Below are 17,792 nucleotides of genomic sequence, written 5' to 3'. Positions count from 1 at the left end.
AAAAACTCATGTCACTTACGTCCAATTTGCGGCAGTTTCAATCTGCTGCTCGTCTGGAGCAAATTTTAGGCTCCGTACATGATACTAATAATGATTTTTCTTGGTCCGCGGCCATCGAGCGTGATGAGAAGGAGCAGTACCCTCAGCGTGCTGTTGACTTTCTGAATGCTGTAGGCATGAACCGTTTTTATGTACCTTCGCAGCTCGGAGGTCGCATGGAAATTGGTGAAGAGTTGCTATATCTGCATCGCGTGCTGGCACGACGTGATCTAACGATCAATTCGACCTATAGCACGAATGCTTGGTCTGTGATTGTATGGATTGGTGGTAATACCAATCAATGCGAAAACATCGCTAGTCGGATTTTGAGTGGTGCTGCACCAGCGCTTGCTTATAGCGAGAAAGCGCATGGAGCCGATCTGTTATCCAGTGAAGTAACTGCACAAGCTGCCGAGAGCAAGTACGTCTTAAATGGCGAAAAGTGGTCGATCAATCGTGCGACTCTAGGTGACTCTTTAAGTCTGATTGCTAAAACATCAGATGATCGTGGACCCCGTAGCCTGAGTGCATTCTGGCTTGATAAGCGTCACATGGCTTCTAAAGGAACCTATAGCCTGAACCGCTTGCCGACGGTGGGTATGCGTGGGCTAGATATTAGCGGTATTGGCTTTAATAATGCTGAAATTCACAAAGATGCACTGATCGGTGAAGAAGGTCAGGGATTGGAGCTTGGACTCAAGACGCTACAGGTGACGCGTGCATATTGCAGCAGCTTCTCTCTAGGTGCGGGTGATACGATGCTGCGCATCGCGACCGAGTTTGCTATCGAACGCGAGTTGTATAACAAAAAAGTAATAAGCATTCCGCTAGTACGTGAGCAACTTGCTACAGCCTATGCCTATCTGTTAGCAGCTGAGGTGTTATCACTCGTTGGTGCGCGCGGGTTACATGTCTGTATCAATCAGTTCAGCACATGGTCACCTATCATCAAGGTACTGGTACCTGAGTATGTAGAGTCACTGGCCAAAATTACTTCCTCAGTGCTTGGGTCGCGTTTTTTCTTAAGAAATGCATATGCTGATGGAATGTACCAGAAAGCTTTCAGAGATCATCTGATCGTTAGTGTATTTGACGGCAGTAGTACTGTCTGTCTAGACAGCTTAAGTTTTCAGCTCAAATCTGCCAATAAAGGGCGTAGCAAAAAAGCCGACCATCTCGACCAAGCCGAAGCTAAAGCACGCTATCGCCAGTTATATGACTTGCAGGTGGAAACCGACGCTATTGATTTCCGCGAGCTTGAGATTTTCAACCGAGATGGTGACTTGGTGATGGAGTCACTGGGAACGATCATCGAGATGCTCAACGATGCTGACGTTACAGTGGGGCTGGCTGCTGAGACCCTGTCCACGCTACGTGAGCGTGCTGATCAGCTTCTTATCGAGCAGCGCACGCTAGATCAAAAAATTCAAGATTATTTCTCAAGTTCAGAAGCGGCTAAAGAGTTCGAAACATTACGTTTCAGCTTAGCCCGCGACTATGCCGAGCTGTTTGCTCGCATTGCTGTGCTGGGTTTCTGGGTCTTTAACCGTCGTGGCCTAAGACCTGCTTTGCAGGATGGTGCATGGCTGATCATTTTCCTAAATGCTGCTGAAGGGCAGACGTCCCCTCCAATGACATCACTGCGTGAAAGCACATTGGCAGATCTGCTAGACCGAATTTCAAACAACCATATGTTATCTGTCATCGATTTTGCACTGGCACCGCGTGATGCCAAACCGGTTAAAGAGGATATTACCCCATGAATAAAGATAAAGCTTACTGGAGCGAAATCATTCGCACGCTAGTAGCCAAAGAAATGCGCGTAGAGCCCCAGACTCTTGATCCACAGAAAAAATTTACCAGTTACGGTCTTGATTCTATCGTCGCTTTGTCGGTGTCTGGAGATCTAGAGGATCTAACACAACTGGAACTTGAGCCGACACTACTATGGGATTACCCAACCATTAATGCGTTGGCTGAATATATCGTTTCTCAGTTGGAGCAGGGAGTTGCTTCGTGAACAACCTTGTACGACTGGAACCTGCAATTCTATCGCGCCATACGATTTCTGCAGAACAGCTCGGCATCTGGTACATCCAGCGGCTTGAGTCAACTTGCAGTGCCTACAATATGGTGGTGGCCTTTGATGTGAAGGTTAACCAACCATTAGGTAACAAGCCGATGGAGATTCTAGAGGCGGTAATGCATGATTATCCGCTGCTGCGTGTAAGCATGCCTGCCAGTGATCAGGGTATTGAGCAACTTATCTGGGATCGCATCTATCCTAATATTATCGTGTCGGATGCCCGCCATGTCGATGCATCTGATTTGACGCAATTAGTCGAGCAGGATACGAAGCAGCCCTTTGATCTGACCCAGCCACCGCTATGGCGTATTCATTGCTATGAGCGCGGTCAAAATCACTATGTGATTGCGGTTGTGATTCATCATGCCTTAATGGATTTCTGGTCGATTGGTCTCTTGTTGCGTGATGTCTGCAAACGTTTTGGACTAGTTACAGAGTCAGACGTAGTGAACGGAATCGAGTTTGCACAGTATGCAGATAAGCAGCAGAGCACTGTGACCGATGATGCTGATGAGAGTCTACTCTTCTGGAAAAATGCGTTGCAACATGCACCACACGTGCATAGCATTCCGCTTGATTATCCTCGTCCTGCTGTACAGCAACATAAAGGCAGCTCATTGGTTTTCCGTGTGCCTGAGTCAGTGTCGTCTGGTCTTGTGAACTTGGCGAAAGATTATGAGATCACGCTGTTTGGACTCGTACTATCTGGCTTTTATATCCTGCTACACAAGCTATCGAATGAAAATGATCTTGTTATTGCCACACCAGTAGCTGGTCGACTTGAACGTTCTCTGCGCAATGCACTGGGGCAGTTTGTCAATACGATTGCTATTCACATGAACATCGATGCTGATCAGACTTTACGTCAGTTTACACAGCAGGTGCAGGAACAATTAAGACAAAGTCTCAAGCATCAAAAAGTTGCCTTTTCCAGAGTGGTTGAGGCTGTTTCACCAAAGCGTGATGGCAGTATTAATCCATTGGCGCAGGTGGGAATGTTCTGGGAACGTCTAGGCGGCATGGATGAGTTTAAAGAACTACTTTTGCCAATCCAGACCCCAGCTACTTTGGTTGGTCAAGACCTGACGTTGGGAAGTTTTCCAGTTCACCAGCAAGAAGGTCAATTGGATCTTACGCTGGAAATGGGCGGTGAATATCAAGGCGAACTCGTTGGCGTACTGAAATACAACTCCGAGCTATTTTCTGCACAATCTGCCGAGAATATGGTGCAACTGCTGCAAGCTGTACTATCAGAGATGGTGGCTCATCCTGAACGTAAGATCGTTGAGTTAGATATCGCACCTGATTATAAGGATGGTATCCAGTTCGATGCCCTACGTGGACAGGCTACTGATTATCCTCAACATGATCTATTAGGAATGATTCTAAAGCAGATCGATGAGCGTGGTGATCATCATGCTCTGACCTCGAAGGATCATGCGGTTAGCTATCGTGAGTTAGGTCAACATATCGCTGGTATCGCTGAATATTTGCGTGTACATGGCGTTATTCGTGGCGATCGTGTAGGTCTGATGTTAGACCGTACGGCATTATTACCAGCAGCAATCCTCGGGATCTGGGCGGCAGGGGCAGCCTATGTACCACTAGATCCTAATTTCCCAAGTGAACGTCTACATAACATCATCGAAGATGCTGAACCTAAAGTAATCTTGACTCAAACCGAGTTGATGGATGCTCTTAACGTTTCTGTACCGCGTTTGGATATCAATCAAGCTGGTGTTGTGCCCCTTGAGCAAGTACGCGAGACGCTTGCCTTTGGTGAGACCGCTTATGTGATGTACACCTCAGGCTCGACAGGGAAGCCTAAAGGCGTGCGTATTGGGCATCCTTCAATCATCAATTTCTTGTTATCCATGAATGATAGATTGCAAGTAACGACTGAGACTCAGTTGTTAGCAATCACCACTTATGCGTTTGATATTTCAATTCTTGAGTTACTGATTCCGCTGATGTACGGCGGTGTTGTGCATGTTTGCCCACGTGAGGTATCACAAGACGGCAATCAATTGGTAGATTATTTAAATGCTAAGTCTATCAATGTTTTGCAGGCAACGCCGGCTTCTTGGAAGATGCTTTTAGATAGTGAGTGGATTGGCAATGCGGGGTTGACTGCACTCTGTGGAGGCGAAGCGCTGGATACGATACTGGCAGAAAAACTGCTGGGTAAAGTTGGCTGTCTCTGGAATGTCTATGGCCCGACCGAAACTACGGTATGGTCAAGTGCGGCTCGTATCACTGATGCAAAATATATTGATTTAGGCGAACCACTGGCGAACACCCAGCTTTATGTTCTTGACGAACAGCAGCGTTTAGTCCCGCCAGGCGTTATGGGAGAGCTCTGGATTGGAGGTGATGGTCTTGCAGTTGATTACTGGCATCGACCTGAGCTGACAGATGCGCAATTTAGAACTTTGCCATCTCTACCAAATGCCGGTCGACTCTATCGCACCGGAGATAAAGTCTGTCTGCGTACGGATGGACATCTGACTCATCATGGACGTCTAGATTTCCAAGTCAAGATTCGTGGATTCCGTATTGAACTAGGCGAAATCGAGAATGTTCTCAAACAGATCGACGGTATCACAGACGCAGTTGTGTTGGTTAAGACGACTACCAGCAATGATCAGAAACTGGTGGCCTATTTAACCGGACATGAGATTGACATTGCTAATCTGAAAAAGACGATGCAAATCCATCTACCAGCTTACATGGTGCCAAATACGTTTATTACATTGGACCAGTTTCCAATGACGGCTAACAATAAGCTAGATCGTAAAGCGTTTCCTGAGCCTGTGTTTGAGCAAAGTAACGATTATGTTGCGCCACGTGATCCGATTGAAATTGAACTCTGTACTACCTTTGAGCAGATTTTGTCGGTTAAACGGGTTGGTATACATGATGACTTCTTTGACTTGGGTGGACATTCGTTACTGGCTGTGAAGCTTGTTAATCACCTCAAAAAAGCATTTGGTACAGAACTATCAGTTGCTTTGCTGGCGCAATATTCCACTGTGGCGAGTCTGGGCGAGATCATTCGTGAAAATAAAGAAATTAAGCCTTCCATCGTAATTGAACTGCGCCGTGGAACTTACGAGCAACCTTTGTGGCTCTTCCATCCAATTGGTGGCAGTACCTTCTGTTATATGGAACTTTCGCGTCATCTTAATCCGAAACGTACCTTGCGCGCTATTCAGTCTCCTGGACTAATTGAAGCAGATGCAGCAGAAGTAGCAATCGAAGATATGGCGACGCTCTATATTGCTGAAATGCAAAAGACGCAGCCTGAGGGACCTTATTTCCTCGGTGGCTGGTGCTTTGGCGGTGCGATTGCATACGAGATCAGTCATCAGTTGCGTCAAATGGGGCAGCAGGTCACAGGGATTGTCATGATCGATACCCGAGCTCCAATTACAGAGAATGTGCCTGAAGATGCCGACGATGCGATGCTTTTGTCTTGGTTTGCCCGTGATCTGGCTGCGCCTTATGGCAAGAAGTTGACGATACCAGCGCAATACTTGCGTGAATTGAGTTCAGATCACATGTTTGATCATGTACTTAAAGAAGCCAAGGACATCAATGTTCTACCTCTAGATGCAGACCCATCAGATTTCCGACTTTACTTTGATACCTATTTGGCGAATGGCATCGCACTCCAGACCTATTTCCCAGAGCCTGAAGATTTTTCGATCCTCTTGGTTAAGGCCAAAGATGAGCTGGAAGATTTTGGCGAAAGTCTAGGTTGGGATCAATTGGTCAAAGACACATTTACACAGGTAGATCTGCCTGGTGACCATTCATCAATTATGTACGCTGAGAATGTCGTGGCTGTTGCCCAGACAATTGATCAGATGTATCCAATTCCCGCATAAGAAATACAAGAAGGTAGAACCACTATGGTGACCATAGAACATGCTTTCCTCATACCGGCCGAGATTGACAAGGTTTTCAACTATCTTGCAAACCCAGCCAATGATGCAGGCTGGCAATTGTCGTGTAAGCATTCTGAACTGCTAGACAATACTCCGCGTGTGGGCAGCAAGTATGAAATCGGTTTTAGCTTTATTGGTCGTGAGATGTCCTTTAAAGGTGAAATTACCCATCTAGTACCGAACGAATTGTATGCGTTTAAAGTAGTGGAAGGACCTTTCCACTACACAGGTACTTACCGCTTCAAACCACATCCGGAAGGTACATGGATTGAATGGGTGTTTGAGGCAGAGCCAGGTAGCTTTTTTGGTGTATTGCCCCCAGCACTGCTAAAAAAGATGGTTCTTGCCCAGTTCAAGAAAGACGTTGCTAATCTCGAAGCACTGGCTCAGAAGGGCGAAGCCTATGAGTCGGTTGGTAAGCAGACGCACGAGACCAATAAACCACGTCGCAAGACTCATCAGGTGATGGAACAATATGCGCGTTGGATTCTCAAACATCGCCGTATCGTACTGACGGTAGTGATGCTCTTGACGATTGCACTGGCATATCTCGCATCTGGCGTGAAAATTATTATTGATCCAGATGCGCTTGCCCCCAAAGGACATCCTTATATCACTTCGACCAAGCTGATTGAAAAAAAATTCGGCTCCAAGTACATGGTCGTGATTGGTATTACGCCGAAGCAGGGTGATATTTATCAGCCGCAAGTGTTAGAAAAAGTCAAACGTATTACCGAAGAAGTTGATAATGCTCCGGGTGTGGTTCGATCCACCCTGATGAGTCTGGCTGCACGTCAGGCCAAAGGGATCACCGCCAATTCGGATGGCTTTGATGCCAAGAAACTACTGCCGAACAGTTCTGTAACTGAAAGTGATGTCGATCAGCTGAAAAAACTGCTGGCACTGAATCCAATCTACATGAATTCAGTTGTATCTAAAGATCAGAAAACTGCTGCCATTTTGCTTGAGCTTGAGGAAAGTCCAGAGGGCTTCCAAAAGATGATGGGTCCGATCAACAAAATCGTAGCGGCTGAACAGTCTAAGGATGTGACTATCAGTGTCGGCGGCAATCCTGTTTATTTGGATAAAGCCGAAGATTACTCTAAACGGATCAATATCTTGTTCCCGATTGCCATACTGGTCATTGGGTTATTGCACTTCGAAGCATTCCGCAGTAAGCAGGGTTTGATCCTTCCACTAGTTACAGCTTTACTGGCTGTGGCGTGGGGTATGGGTATGATGGGTCTGTTCAAACAGCCAATGGATATCTTTAACTCTCCTACACCTATTCTGATTCTGGCCATTGCGGCAGGGCACGCCGTGCAGTTGCTCAAGCGATACTATGAAGACTTTGATCGACTGACTGCCCAAGGTATGGAACCTAAAGCTGCGAATAGCGAAGCCGTGGTGCAGTCTATGGTTCGTGTTGGTCCGGTTATGATATTGGCTGGCGGAATTGCAGCGGCTGGATTCTTCTCGCTGTTGACCTTTAATATTCCGACTATCCGTTCATTCGGTATTTTTACAGGAATCGGGATCATCAGTACGCTGATCATTGAGATGACTTTTATTCCTGTACTTCGCTCGATGCTACCACCGCCTTCGGTAACCAAGGTCGCACGCAAAGGTTTACCGATCTGGGACTGGATTCCAAAACGCATTGGCGATGTCATTTTGTCAGTTCGTCCGCGAATGATGCTAATGACGGTGATTGCAGTATTGGGCGTCTTTCTTGCTATTGGCACAAGCCGTATTGTGGTGGATAACGATAGCCGAAACTTCTTCTCGCGCGACCTACCAATGCAGCAAGATGACAGGTTTCTGAATCAGTCTCTTGGTGGCACAAACAGTCTCTACATCATGGTCGATACTAAAGTTCGTGATGGTATTGAAAATCCAGAAATTCTAAAAGCGATTGATAATACAGAAAAGTTCGCGAATTCAATTCCAGAGGTCGGTAAAACCATCTCTATCGTGGACTATATCAAGAGAATGAATCAGGCAATGAATGCCGATCAGCCACAGGCATTTCAGGTTCCAGCAACCAAAGATGTTGTTGCTCAGTATCTGCTGTTGTACTCAATGTCTGGTGAGCCGACTGATTTTGAATCTTACATTGATACGACTCAGCGCTATGCCAAGATCACGATTCTGTTAAAAACAGGTAGTAATCATCGTATCAAAGAAATTCTTGAGTCGCTAAAAACGTATATGGCGGGTCAATTGGGCGATAAGGCTGTTGTAAGTTTTGGTGGTGATGTGACTCAGACCATTGCTTTAACTGAAACGATGGTTCACGGCAAGCTCATGAACATTCTACAGATTTCATTTGCCGTATTCTTTATCTCAGCGCTAGTTTTCCGTTCGCTCTCTGCGGGATTAATTGTCCTGACGCCACTTCTGTTCTCGATTCTTGCAATCTTTGGTGTGATGGGCTGGCTCGACATTCCGCTCAATATTCCGAACTCCCTCATCTCGGCCATGGCTGTCGGTATTGGTGCAGATTATGCCATTTACTTCCTCTATCGCTTGCGTGAAATCTTGCGCGAAGAAGGGGGCGATATCAAAGACGCTATTCGTAAAACTTTAAGTACTGCTGGTAAGGCTTCACTTTTTGTCGCAACTGCGGTTGCTGGTGGTTACGGTGTGCTGTCCTTATCGCAAGGCTTCCACGTCCATCAATGGCTAGCGATGTTTATTGTGATTGCGATGCTTTTCAGTGTATTTGCAACCTTAATTATGGTACCTACAATGATTCTAATGTTGAAACCTCGTTTTATCTTTCCCTCAAATAAAAAGAACATTACCGTTGCACAAACTGTTGTGACAAGTCTTTTGTTGGGTACTGCACTCACCATGTCAATGCCTAAAACATCTCATGCAGATGAAGTTCAAGACATTGTGAACCGTAGTGATGATGCCTCTAAGTTCTTGTCTTCAAGTGCTAGTGCTAAATTTGTGCTGACGTCTAAAAGCGGCGAGCAACGCGTACGTTTGACTAAAAATATGACTAAGCTGGCTGGAAATACTCAGAACAATATGCGTTTGACCGAATTCATCTCGCCAGCAGATGTACAGGGGACCACGACGCTGTTGATTGAGAACTCAAAAGGCAGTGATAGCATGTTTGTCTATTTGCCTGCATTGAAAAAAGTGCGCCGTCTTGCATCGGCGAATAAGGGCGATGCTTTTATCGGTACGGACTTTAGTTATGGTGATGTACTTGGCTATAAGCTAAGTGACTGGAAATACACGAAACTGGCAGATGGCAAATTTAATGGCAAAGATTGCTACATGATTGAAGCAACGCCAATCAATAATACTGTGAAGAGTGACTTTGGTTATAGCAAACGTCGCATGTGCATCCTCAAAGACAACTTTGTTACAGCAACCATCGACATTTGGGATACTGCAGGTAAGCCGTTAAAACATATTGAGTTCACGGATATCCGTCCTTACGGCAAAGTGAAACCAAGATGGCAGGCCATGAAATCTATGGCAAAGAATCTACAAACTCAGCATATGACACAAGTTATCGTCAGTGATTTTGTCGCAGAAAAAACCTTATCTGATAAGATTTTCTCACCGCAGAGCCTTGAAAAATGACGCAAGGTACCTATTGGGTATTTGCATGCTGCAGTAGCTTTATGCTACTGCAGCATGCTTATGCAGATGACAGCGAAATTAGTTTTGTGAGCCAGAACTCAGCCAGATTCGATGTGTGGTCATCGGATCGTGATCTAAGCTCGTTAAAAAACATTGGGCAAGCAAGTTTCTGGTCCAATGGTACGCTCAAGTTTAACCCTGAGTTTAAGATCCATTACGACATAAATATTGGAGACGAAACGGACCATACTGTAAACCCAGATCAGGTAAGTAAGGTGAATCGCAACTTACGTGAGTTGTACGCATCTTATAACTGGGATCAGACGTTTTATCTCGACGTTGGTCGCCAAATTGTAGTCTGGGGGAGAGCTGATGGGATTAACCCAACGGATAACCTATCGCCCCGTGACTATACGCGTCTAGTGCCAGATGAGACAGATCAACGTCTTGGAAATGATGCTCTCAAATTGACGTATATTCCTGAATCTGGAACCAATAAATGGACCGCATTGTGGTATCCGCGTAGTCGTTCAGATGTGATTCCATTGCGTCAGATTGCTGGTGTTAAGTATGACATAGACCGTAAGAGTCGTCCTGCGTTTGCAATGCGTTGGGATTATTCTGTGGATGGTCTAGATGTTGGGGCATCGTATTTCTCAGGTTTGGATCACATGCCCGATCTGTCAGTTCTTTCTGCATCTCCAACAGGGGAGGCAACATTACAACTGAAAAATAATCCGATGTCCGTCTATGGCTTTGATTTCAGTTATAACTATAACGATCTCGTGTGGCGAGGTGAAGCTGCGTATACAAAGACAGACTCGGATGGCAGCGAAGATCTTACGCACAAGAAAAATAATCTGACCGTCGTCATGGGACCGGAATTGTCATTAAAGAACTCCACGCTGAGTTTAGTAGGCGTGTACAAACATACGGAGGACTTTAGATCTGCCGACAGTCTAACAAATCCATCATTGAGAACAGTTTACCGTTATCAGCAAACAATCAGTGACCAATATGAGCAGGATCAGTATGGAGCTATGCTGCGCTATGCACTTAACTTGCTGAACGATAATCTAAAGCTGGAAGTAACAGGATTCTATTTTGCACCAGAGCCTAATGAATTGTTGAGAGTACGTATTAATTACAGCCTCAATGATCACTGGCAGTTGAATGCAGGTGGAGATCGCTTCTGGGGTAAAAATGATACGGTGTTAGGACAATTTAGAGATAACAGTCTGGTGTATGCTCAGATTCGATATAATTTTTAAGATAATTCGCTCCAAAACAATGCTGGAGTGCCCAGTCCCTAATAAGGTGATTTATGGATAATTTAAATAACGCAAAAAAAGATAATTTTTCACGGAAGACCATATTAGTAACAGGTGCAGCAGGTTTTATTGGCAGCAGATTGATTGTTGAACTTTTACGTGAAGGTCATCAGGTGATTGCTGCGCTGCGTAATGCCGCAACCAAGAAAGATAAGCTGTTAGGTTTCATTGCAACGCAAGGGTTAGTTGATCCCTCTATTTCGTTTGTCGAATATGATTTAAGCCGCGATTTTAAGCTGGACTCTTTACTGTCAGATGCTCAGGCAAAGATTCATGTTGTCTATCATCTTGCTGCATCATTTAATTGGGGCATTAGCAAAGCTGAAGCAGAGCGTACGAACATTAAATCAGGACTCGCTTTGATTGAATGGGCTGCAACATTGAAGCAGCTTGAGCGATTCATCTGGATTGGCGGATATCGTGTGGCTGCTCCACCGCAAGAATCGGCTGATGAGTTGTATTGCAAACATGGTGGCTATGAGGCTTCGAAAATTTTGGGTTATCAAGCCTTCATTGAGGCCTGTAAGCGTTTAAATGTGCCATGGACTGCAATAAATCCAGCGACAGTCATTGATGGTTTTTATACTTATGGCGATATGCAGTATATAGGTGTCGCCGACATGATTGATAAGCTATATCAGGGCCGCTTGCTGGCATTGCCAGGTGGGCGTGACACATTCCTGCCGCTGTGCAATATGCAGTATATCGTGAGCTTTCTGATCCGAACGATGTCTTATCCTGAGACCATTGCTCAGGAGTATATGCTGCTTGATCCTGCGACACCGAAATTTCATAGCCTGGTTCACCTAGCTGCCGAGCACTTAGGAGTCAGCTCACCACATTTACAAGTACCCAAAGGTCTGCTCGAGAAATTACCTGAGGTATTGCTTGACGGTTCTAAAGAACAACTCTCTTTCATTTCTACCGAGCACTATCATGTTGCTGGGGCAGAGGCGATGGCGGCGAAGATGGGTATCGCTGACCTGATCAATATCAGTCCTTATTTCTCTCGCTGGATTGATCGCTTGGTTCTTACACGTTTTGGTCGCATGCAAGTACCTACACCTAGTGGTTTTGGCTATCAGAATCGATATTGGACAGAAATCTATACTAAACAGCCAGTTACTTCTGATACATCTTCTGCATTATTTTTACATGGGATTCCATTCGATAGTGCATGCTGGTCTCCAATCATCAATAAAATCACATACGATCAGGTCGCTCTGATGGACCTGCCGGGACTTGGACGTTCAGGTAGTTATGAGGTGGTGGAAGATAACAACCGTCAGTTTATCGACACTGCTGCAAAGCTTTTAGCGCCAAATAGTGTTGTTATTGCACACTCACTAGGGTGTCTCTTTGCATTGAATCTTGCAAAGAAATATCCAGATAAAGTTGCACGCCTTATCCTCATATCGCCTTATTTTGTTCAGGCGCAGGCCGCTAAAATGTTTCAGATACAAGCCATATCTAATCTGATTTTCCGTTTTGTGCCGAAAGATATGATTGCTAAAGACCTACATCCAGATGGACAACAAAATCCGTCTGTTGGTTATGCGATGGATTCATTACGTCGAGTGTCGGTAGCCAAGCATATTAGTGAGTATATGCATCGCATTAGTTTGCCGCAGCAGCGTGCAACTCAAACAGCTTTGTTAAATGAGCTTGGATCTAAAGTTGAAATCATTGTGGGAGATAAAGACCCGATGGTTACTACAATAAATCCTGATATCCCTGTACATATCATAGCTGGTGCAGGCCATAATCCGCATGTTACACATATTGATGCGGTATATGACTACCTCGCGCCAGTTCTGACGAAATACATCAGCACTACAGCTTCCTAATGTCTGATCGTGCCCAAGTACAGGTTTATGTCTGCCCAATTTCACGGATACCACAAGACCATTTGGTATTGAGTCATTATCTCGGCTTTCTCAACGAGGCAGAAAAGCTGAGATATGATCAATATCACCCTAAAGCGGCTCGTCTTTTCTTGATCTCTCGTGTGTTAGTGAAGTCTGTGTTGGCAGATAAACTAGGTATCGCACCCTATGAGGTCAACCTCCAATTACATCCCAACGGCAAGCCTTTTGTACAAGGCAGCAAGGCTGTGTATTTTAATCTCACTCACTCAGCGGACGTTATTATCCTTGCTGTGACTGAAGAGGGGGAAATAGGAGTCGATATTGAACGAGTGGATCGTGAGTTCGATTGGACGCGTGTTGATAGTGTGTTAGACCTAAGTGAAATTGAATGGATTAAAGAGAATGAACTGATTGATCCATTCAGTGTATATCAGCGGTTTTTTCAAATTTGGACGCTAAAAGAGGCTTATATCAAATGTACTGGCGATGGAATGAGTCGTCATTTAAAGATGCTCAACTTTCATGTGTTGTCCGAACGTATACAGTTTCTCGACTCAACCAATAATGCTCAAAAAACAGAAGAGTATTATTTTGAAAGCTATATCTATGATTCTAACTTCATCTTTTCCATATGCTTACAGCAGAGCCACGATATAGAATGCTTTAATCTGGATTGTTTTCAATTATTACCATTTATATCTACGCATCGAATAATCCCAACACCTTGCAAATATAACTAGATTAAATCACTCCAATGGGTGATTTTAAAAGTATAGATATATAAAAACATCAAAAGAAAAAAGCCCCAGTCTTTCGACTAGGGCTTTTTAAATTTGGAGCGGGAAACGAGACTCGAACTCGCGACCCCAACCTTGGCAAGGTTATGCTCTACCAACTGAGCTATTCCCGCATATATAAGCAGTTTTTACGAAAACTTTCTCAAAAAAAACCAATTTGGAGCGGGAAACGAGACTCGAACTCGCGACCCCAACCTTGGCAAGGTTATGCTCTACCAACTGAGCTATTCCCGCGTGCCGCTTATAATACATTAAGCGAAACATGGGTCAACAACTTTATGCAAATAATTATGCTGATTGCATAAAATAAAAACAGAAATGAGTATTTAGAAGTATTTTTATCGATAAGTTGCCGAATAAATAGACATTTTGTTTGAAGCCAAAGCGTACAAGAGCAACTTTTGTTTGTGTGCAGACAGGGTATACTAGGTTCAAATATACGAATAATCGTAAAAGGAAAAGCTATGAGCCTTGAACAACAATTGATTGAACGGTTACAAACCCTTGCACCTAGCCATTTGGAAGTTATTAATGAGTCGGCTGGACATGGTGGTTATTTCCCAGGTAAAGAGTCACATTTTAAAGTGATTGTAGTGAGTGATGAATTTAATGGATTACGTTTGGTTCAACGTCATCAAAAAGTTTATGCGTTAGCTTCAGATTTAATGAATCCAGGGCAAATTCATGCTTTAGCAATTCATGCTTATTTACCAAGTGAGTGGCAAGGTCAGGCGCCTGCTAGCCCAGAATGTGCTCATGCACCTAAAAGCTAAGGGTTAATTCCATGGATGCACATTTACTGACTAAAATTATTCACATGACCGCGGTGGCTGCGGCACTTATAGTTTTTGTATTACGCGCTTCAACTCTGTTTGTAGGCGTGCAAGGTGAACAACCAAATCCGGAGGGACGTAAAATATTAGTTGCCTTACAACATCTATCATTTACCGTAGTTTTTATTACTGGCGCAATTTTATTGGTCATGAAAGACTTTCAGGTACAGCCGTGGTTTTACGCTAAAATTATTCTATTTTTAGTCTTGTTATCTTCCCTTATGAAAGCCTTTAAAAAAGATGACACTCTTTTATTGGCGCAACGTAGGGCGGGTTTAATGATTAGTGCTATCGCATTTATTGCTATTATTATTTTAGTGATTGTGAAGCCTGTTTTTGCTTAATTGTTCTACATTCTTTGCCTTTTTGCTTAAGCTCTAGGTTAAACTGCGTACAGTAAAAAAATATGCAGAGGGAAACATGTTAACTCGTGTGGTGTTTAACCAAAAAGGCGGTGTAGGGAAATCAAGTATTACTGTAAATTTGGCCGCAATTAGTGCCAAACATGGCTTTAGGACATTGGTCATTGATCTTGATCCTCAAGCCAACTCTAGTCAGTACCTTTTAGGGGATGACGCAACTTATTCTGCTGAAAAATCAATTATAGAACCAAATATCGAAAACTTCTTTGATGATGTGTTGGGAAACAATCAACAAAAGGGTTTAATCGGTAATGCATTAGGTTCGATTTTAAAAGCCCCACGAAATAAAGATATTGATAGCTTTGTACACTCAACTCCTTTTGCAAAATTAGACGTGCTTCCTGCCAGCCCAACACTTGGTGCTCTTGAACATGCACTTGAAAGTAAACATAAAATTTATAAATTACGTGATTCAATTCAAAACTTAATTGGACGATATGATCGTATCTATATAGATACGCCACCTGCATTTAACTTTTTCACTTTGTCAGCACTGATAGCAGCAGATAAAGTCTTAATTCCCTTCGATTGTGATGTCTTTTCAAAGCGCGCGTTACAAACATTGATTGAAAATGTTCTCGAAACGCAAGATGATCATAATGATCGCTTGGAAATTGAAGGAATTGTCGTCAACCAATTTCAAGCTCAAGCAAAATTACCTCGGGAAGTGGTTCAGCAGTTGAAAGATGAAGGGTTGCCTGTACTTAATAGCATGTTACCGCCTTCGGTTTTAATGAAAGAATCGCATCAGAAAAATTTACCTTTGGCTCATTTGGCACCAGAACATAAATTGACTCAAGCTTATGAGACATTGTTTGGTGAAATTGAGCCAAAACGATAAGAGAAAAATGATGAAAGGCTTATATATTGCGCCTTTGGTGGCAGCCACTTTATTACTAGGCGCTTGTGCGACGACGGTAAAACCGACTTACGTGTCTCCGACACAATATCAATCTTTGGGCTGCCAACAGCTGCAAAGTGAATATAACCGTATTCAACAATATATCGATAATGGCGTACAAACTCCGAAAAGTACCGGTATGGGTGTTGGACTTGGACTCGGTGGTGGCTGGGGACGAGGCGGTTGGGGATTCGGTCCATCCATCTCTGTAAATATGGGACAATCTTCTTCAACCAAAAATACTGAACTTTCCCGTGTTTTAGGTCAGCAAGAAGCAATAGTTCAGGCTGCTCAGTTTAAAAATTGCCCAATTATTGTTCGGAAAAAGACCAATTAATAGTCAGTTTTGCATCGCAATATGCTAATTAAGGCATATTGTGATGAATAAAGTTTAGCAAAATGTTTCATAATAAAATTAATATAAATCAATAAATTTTAAATTTTCTAGCTTCATAAATCCTGTATTTTATATAATCAAAAGGCCTCATCAACTTGCTATATTTTGCCTATTTCGTTTAAGGTGGCCCCATCTTGGATGTTGTGGAAATTTTATGATTGAGAGTTGGTTTTTTGTATTGGCAATGTTGGCTGTCTTGCTTATTCCGGGGCCGACAAATGCTTTACTTGCAACCGCTGCTCATTCTCAAGGTTTATCTAAAGCATTCTGGCTTATCCCAATGGAATGGTTAGGCTATGCCTACGGGATTAGCTTTTGGGCTGTATTTATTCATTTAGCCGCTCCAATTTGGCCAGCACTGCTACTCATTTTGCATATTACGAGTGTGTTCTATGTATTTTGGCTTGCTTTTCACTTATGGAAGAACACCCACTTACAACAGTTCAGTCAAAGTCATCGTAATATTCGACCACGTCAATTATTCTTATCTACCTTAAAAAATCCTAAAGCTTTGTTGTTTGCAGCGGGTATCTTTCCTGCTGAAGCATGGAATTCGCCTGAAAATTTTCTTATCGTGTTTGGTATTTTTACTTTAATCCTAATTCCGGCTGCAAGTTTCTGGATGATTTTTGGACGGGCATTGTTAACGGGTCCAATCAAAAAAATAAAAGCCGATCATTTATATAAAGGATCGGCCATGTTACTTATTTTATGTATGCTTCCAGTAGTATTCCGGTTTTTCTAAATTAATCTCAAACGTTGGCTTTTCGATTTTTTAGTTTTTCACGTATAAATGCGATGATGCCTGGTAAAACGCTAATAATAATGATGCCAAAAATAAGATGGGTAAAATTATCTTTAACGATTGGCATATTTCCAAATAAGTAGCCTAAAGTTACAAAAGAAGCGACCCAACAGAATGCGCCAATAATGTTATAAGTTAGGAAAAACTTATAGTTCATGCTACCAGCCCCAGCAACAAAAGGTGCAAAGGTACGGGCAAATGGTATGAAACGAGCAAAGATAATGGTTTTGCCGCCATGACGAGCAAAGAATTCTTGAGTTTTAACTAAGTGCTGTTTATTGATGAATCGGGAATTCATTTCAAACACACGTGGACCAATAAAACGTCCAATATGGTAGTTTACCGTGTCACCTAAAACAGCGGCAATGAAGAGTAGAGTGCCCAGTACCCATGGATCCATCGCACCTGTAGATGCAGCTAAAGCACCTGCCGCGAATAGCAAACTATCTCCCGGCAAGAACGGCATAACCACTAAACCGGTTTCAACAAAAATAATTAAAAATAGAATGCCATAAATCCACGTCCCATAATTTATAATAAATTCGGCGAGATGTTGATCAACGTGTAGAATAAAATCAAGAAGTTCCATGATAAGAGCAAGTGGTAAACCGTGCTCAAATCCTAGCAGTGAGCCTATAGAAAGTCAGTATAAAACATCAAAAAAATACAAATTGATCATCTCGTTTATGCAACGATATATATGGATTTTGAGTATTTAATTATCAATGTCCCAAACCTAGAATGAGCTCATCAATAA

General features: G+C 43.3%; 13 protein-coding genes and 2 tRNA genes. 12 read left to right on the top strand and 3 right to left on the bottom strand.

The annotated features are described in order from the left end of the window. Positions 1–26 precede the first annotated feature (26 nt). The 7 genes from ACLBWE_RS16065 to ACLBWE_RS16035 are packed head-to-tail and all read left to right on the top strand — an operon-like array spanning position 27 to position 13,620. A complete protein-coding gene (locus tag ACLBWE_RS16065) occupies positions 27–1,802 on the top strand; it encodes an acyl-CoA dehydrogenase (protein WP_447604040.1) in 1,776 nt (591 codons plus the stop codon). Further along, on the top strand, positions 1,799–2,059 hold the full coding sequence (locus ACLBWE_RS16060; protein ID WP_003655615.1) for an acyl carrier protein: 261 nt from the start codon (positions 1,799–1,801) through the stop codon (positions 2,057–2,059). Before ACLBWE_RS16065 ends, ACLBWE_RS16060 begins: the two co-directional genes overlap by 4 nt. Next, positions 2,056–6,015 (top strand): non-ribosomal peptide synthetase, encoded by a 3,960-nt coding sequence (locus ACLBWE_RS16055; protein ID WP_447603982.1) that lies wholly within the window; start codon positions 2,056–2,058, stop codon positions 6,013–6,015. The genes ACLBWE_RS16060 and ACLBWE_RS16055 overlap by 4 nt, the downstream gene beginning before the upstream one ends. 24 nt (positions 6,016–6,039) lie before the next feature. After that, positions 6,040–9,681, top strand: coding sequence for an outer membrane lipoprotein-sorting protein (locus ACLBWE_RS16050; protein WP_447603981.1), 3,642 nt, complete (start codon positions 6,040–6,042; stop codon positions 9,679–9,681). Further along, positions 9,678–10,952, top strand: coding sequence for a porin (locus ACLBWE_RS16045; RefSeq protein ID WP_447603980.1), 1,275 nt, complete (start codon positions 9,678–9,680; stop codon positions 10,950–10,952). Before ACLBWE_RS16050 ends, ACLBWE_RS16045 begins: the two co-directional genes overlap by 4 nt. A 53-nt stretch (positions 10,953–11,005) precedes the next feature. Then, positions 11,006–12,859 (top strand): alpha/beta fold hydrolase, encoded by a 1,854-nt coding sequence (locus ACLBWE_RS16040; RefSeq protein ID WP_447603979.1) that lies wholly within the window; start codon positions 11,006–11,008, stop codon positions 12,857–12,859. After that, entirely contained in the window at positions 12,859–13,620 is a 762-nt protein-coding gene (locus ACLBWE_RS16035; protein ID WP_447603978.1) for a 4'-phosphopantetheinyl transferase family protein, read from the top strand. The genes ACLBWE_RS16040 and ACLBWE_RS16035 overlap by 1 nt, the downstream gene beginning before the upstream one ends. A gap of 94 nt (positions 13,621–13,714) precedes the next feature. Here the strand turns inward: ACLBWE_RS16035 and ACLBWE_RS16030 are convergent. Both ACLBWE_RS16030 and ACLBWE_RS16025 read right to left on the bottom strand, forming a co-directional pair. Continuing rightward, positions 13,715–13,790 (bottom strand) — tRNA-Gly (locus tag ACLBWE_RS16030). A gap of 45 nt (positions 13,791–13,835) precedes the next feature. Further along, positions 13,836–13,911, bottom strand: a tRNA-Gly gene (locus ACLBWE_RS16025). Positions 13,912–14,141: 230 nt separating this feature from the next. Here ACLBWE_RS16025 and ACLBWE_RS16020 point away from each other — a divergent pair. The 5 genes from ACLBWE_RS16020 (at position 14,142) to ACLBWE_RS16000 (ending at position 16,975) form a co-directional block, all read left to right on the top strand. Continuing rightward, positions 14,142–14,450 carry a BolA family protein gene (locus ACLBWE_RS16020; RefSeq protein WP_004640501.1) on the top strand — a complete coding sequence of 103 codons (309 nt, stop codon included), beginning with the start codon at positions 14,142–14,144 and terminating at the stop codon, positions 14,448–14,450. An 11-nt stretch (positions 14,451–14,461) separates the two neighbouring features. Further along, on the top strand, positions 14,462–14,854 hold the full coding sequence (locus tag ACLBWE_RS16015; protein ID WP_447603977.1) for a SirB2 family protein: 393 nt from the start codon (positions 14,462–14,464) through the stop codon (positions 14,852–14,854). A gap of 76 nt (positions 14,855–14,930) precedes the next feature. Continuing rightward, positions 14,931–15,773, top strand: coding sequence for a ParA family protein (locus ACLBWE_RS16010; protein WP_042898423.1), 843 nt, complete (start codon positions 14,931–14,933; stop codon positions 15,771–15,773). Between the two features lie 10 nt (positions 15,774–15,783). Then, entirely contained in the window at positions 15,784–16,170 is a 387-nt protein-coding gene (locus tag ACLBWE_RS16005) for a hypothetical protein (protein ID WP_004795328.1), read from the top strand. 214 nt (positions 16,171–16,384) lie between these two features. Further along, positions 16,385–16,975 (top strand): LysE family translocator, encoded by a 591-nt coding sequence (locus ACLBWE_RS16000; RefSeq protein WP_005037489.1) that lies wholly within the window; start codon positions 16,385–16,387, stop codon positions 16,973–16,975. A gap of 7 nt (positions 16,976–16,982) precedes the next feature. On the opposite strand, the gene ACLBWE_RS15995 is transcribed toward ACLBWE_RS16000, so the two are convergent. Next, positions 16,983–17,624 carry a DedA family protein gene (locus ACLBWE_RS15995; protein WP_005037487.1) on the bottom strand — a complete coding sequence of 214 codons (642 nt, stop codon included), beginning with the start codon at positions 17,622–17,624 and terminating at the stop codon, positions 16,983–16,985. Positions 17,625–17,792: the final 168 nt, after the last annotated feature.

Source organism: Acinetobacter sp. M5A5_2a (assembly GCF_053345265.1).
The sequence above is the reverse complement of the archived record's forward strand: the minus strand, read 5'-3'. Positions and strand labels throughout refer to the sequence as shown.

What these genes read in the sequence shown, in the direction of transcription:
- ACLBWE_RS16060 (WP_003655615.1), top strand. Translation starts at nt 1,799, where the DNA reads ATGAATAAAGATAAAGCTTACTGGAGCGAAATCATTCGCACGCTAGTA.
- ACLBWE_RS16050 (WP_447603981.1), top strand. Translation starts at nt 6,040, where the DNA reads ATGGTGACCATAGAACATGCTTTCCTCATACCGGCCGAGATTGACAAG.
- ACLBWE_RS16045 (WP_447603980.1), top strand. Translation starts at nt 9,678, where the DNA reads ATGACGCAAGGTACCTATTGGGTATTTGCATGCTGCAGTAGCTTTATG.
- ACLBWE_RS16040 (WP_447603979.1), top strand. Translation starts at nt 11,006, where the DNA reads ATGGATAATTTAAATAACGCAAAAAAAGATAATTTTTCACGGAAGACC.
- ACLBWE_RS16035 (WP_447603978.1), top strand. Translation starts at nt 12,859, where the DNA reads ATGTCTGATCGTGCCCAAGTACAGGTTTATGTCTGCCCAATTTCACGG.
- ACLBWE_RS16020 (WP_004640501.1), top strand. Translation starts at nt 14,142, where the DNA reads ATGAGCCTTGAACAACAATTGATTGAACGGTTACAAACCCTTGCACCT.
- ACLBWE_RS16015 (WP_447603977.1), top strand. Translation starts at nt 14,462, where the DNA reads ATGGATGCACATTTACTGACTAAAATTATTCACATGACCGCGGTGGCT.
- ACLBWE_RS16010 (WP_042898423.1), top strand. Translation starts at nt 14,931, where the DNA reads ATGTTAACTCGTGTGGTGTTTAACCAAAAAGGCGGTGTAGGGAAATCA.
- ACLBWE_RS16005 (WP_004795328.1), top strand. Translation starts at nt 15,784, where the DNA reads ATGAAAGGCTTATATATTGCGCCTTTGGTGGCAGCCACTTTATTACTA.
- ACLBWE_RS16000 (WP_005037489.1), top strand. Translation starts at nt 16,385, where the DNA reads ATGATTGAGAGTTGGTTTTTTGTATTGGCAATGTTGGCTGTCTTGCTT.
- ACLBWE_RS15995 (WP_005037487.1), bottom strand. Translation starts at nt 17,624, where the DNA reads ATGGAACTTCTTGATTTTATTCTACACGTTGATCAACATCTCGCCGAA.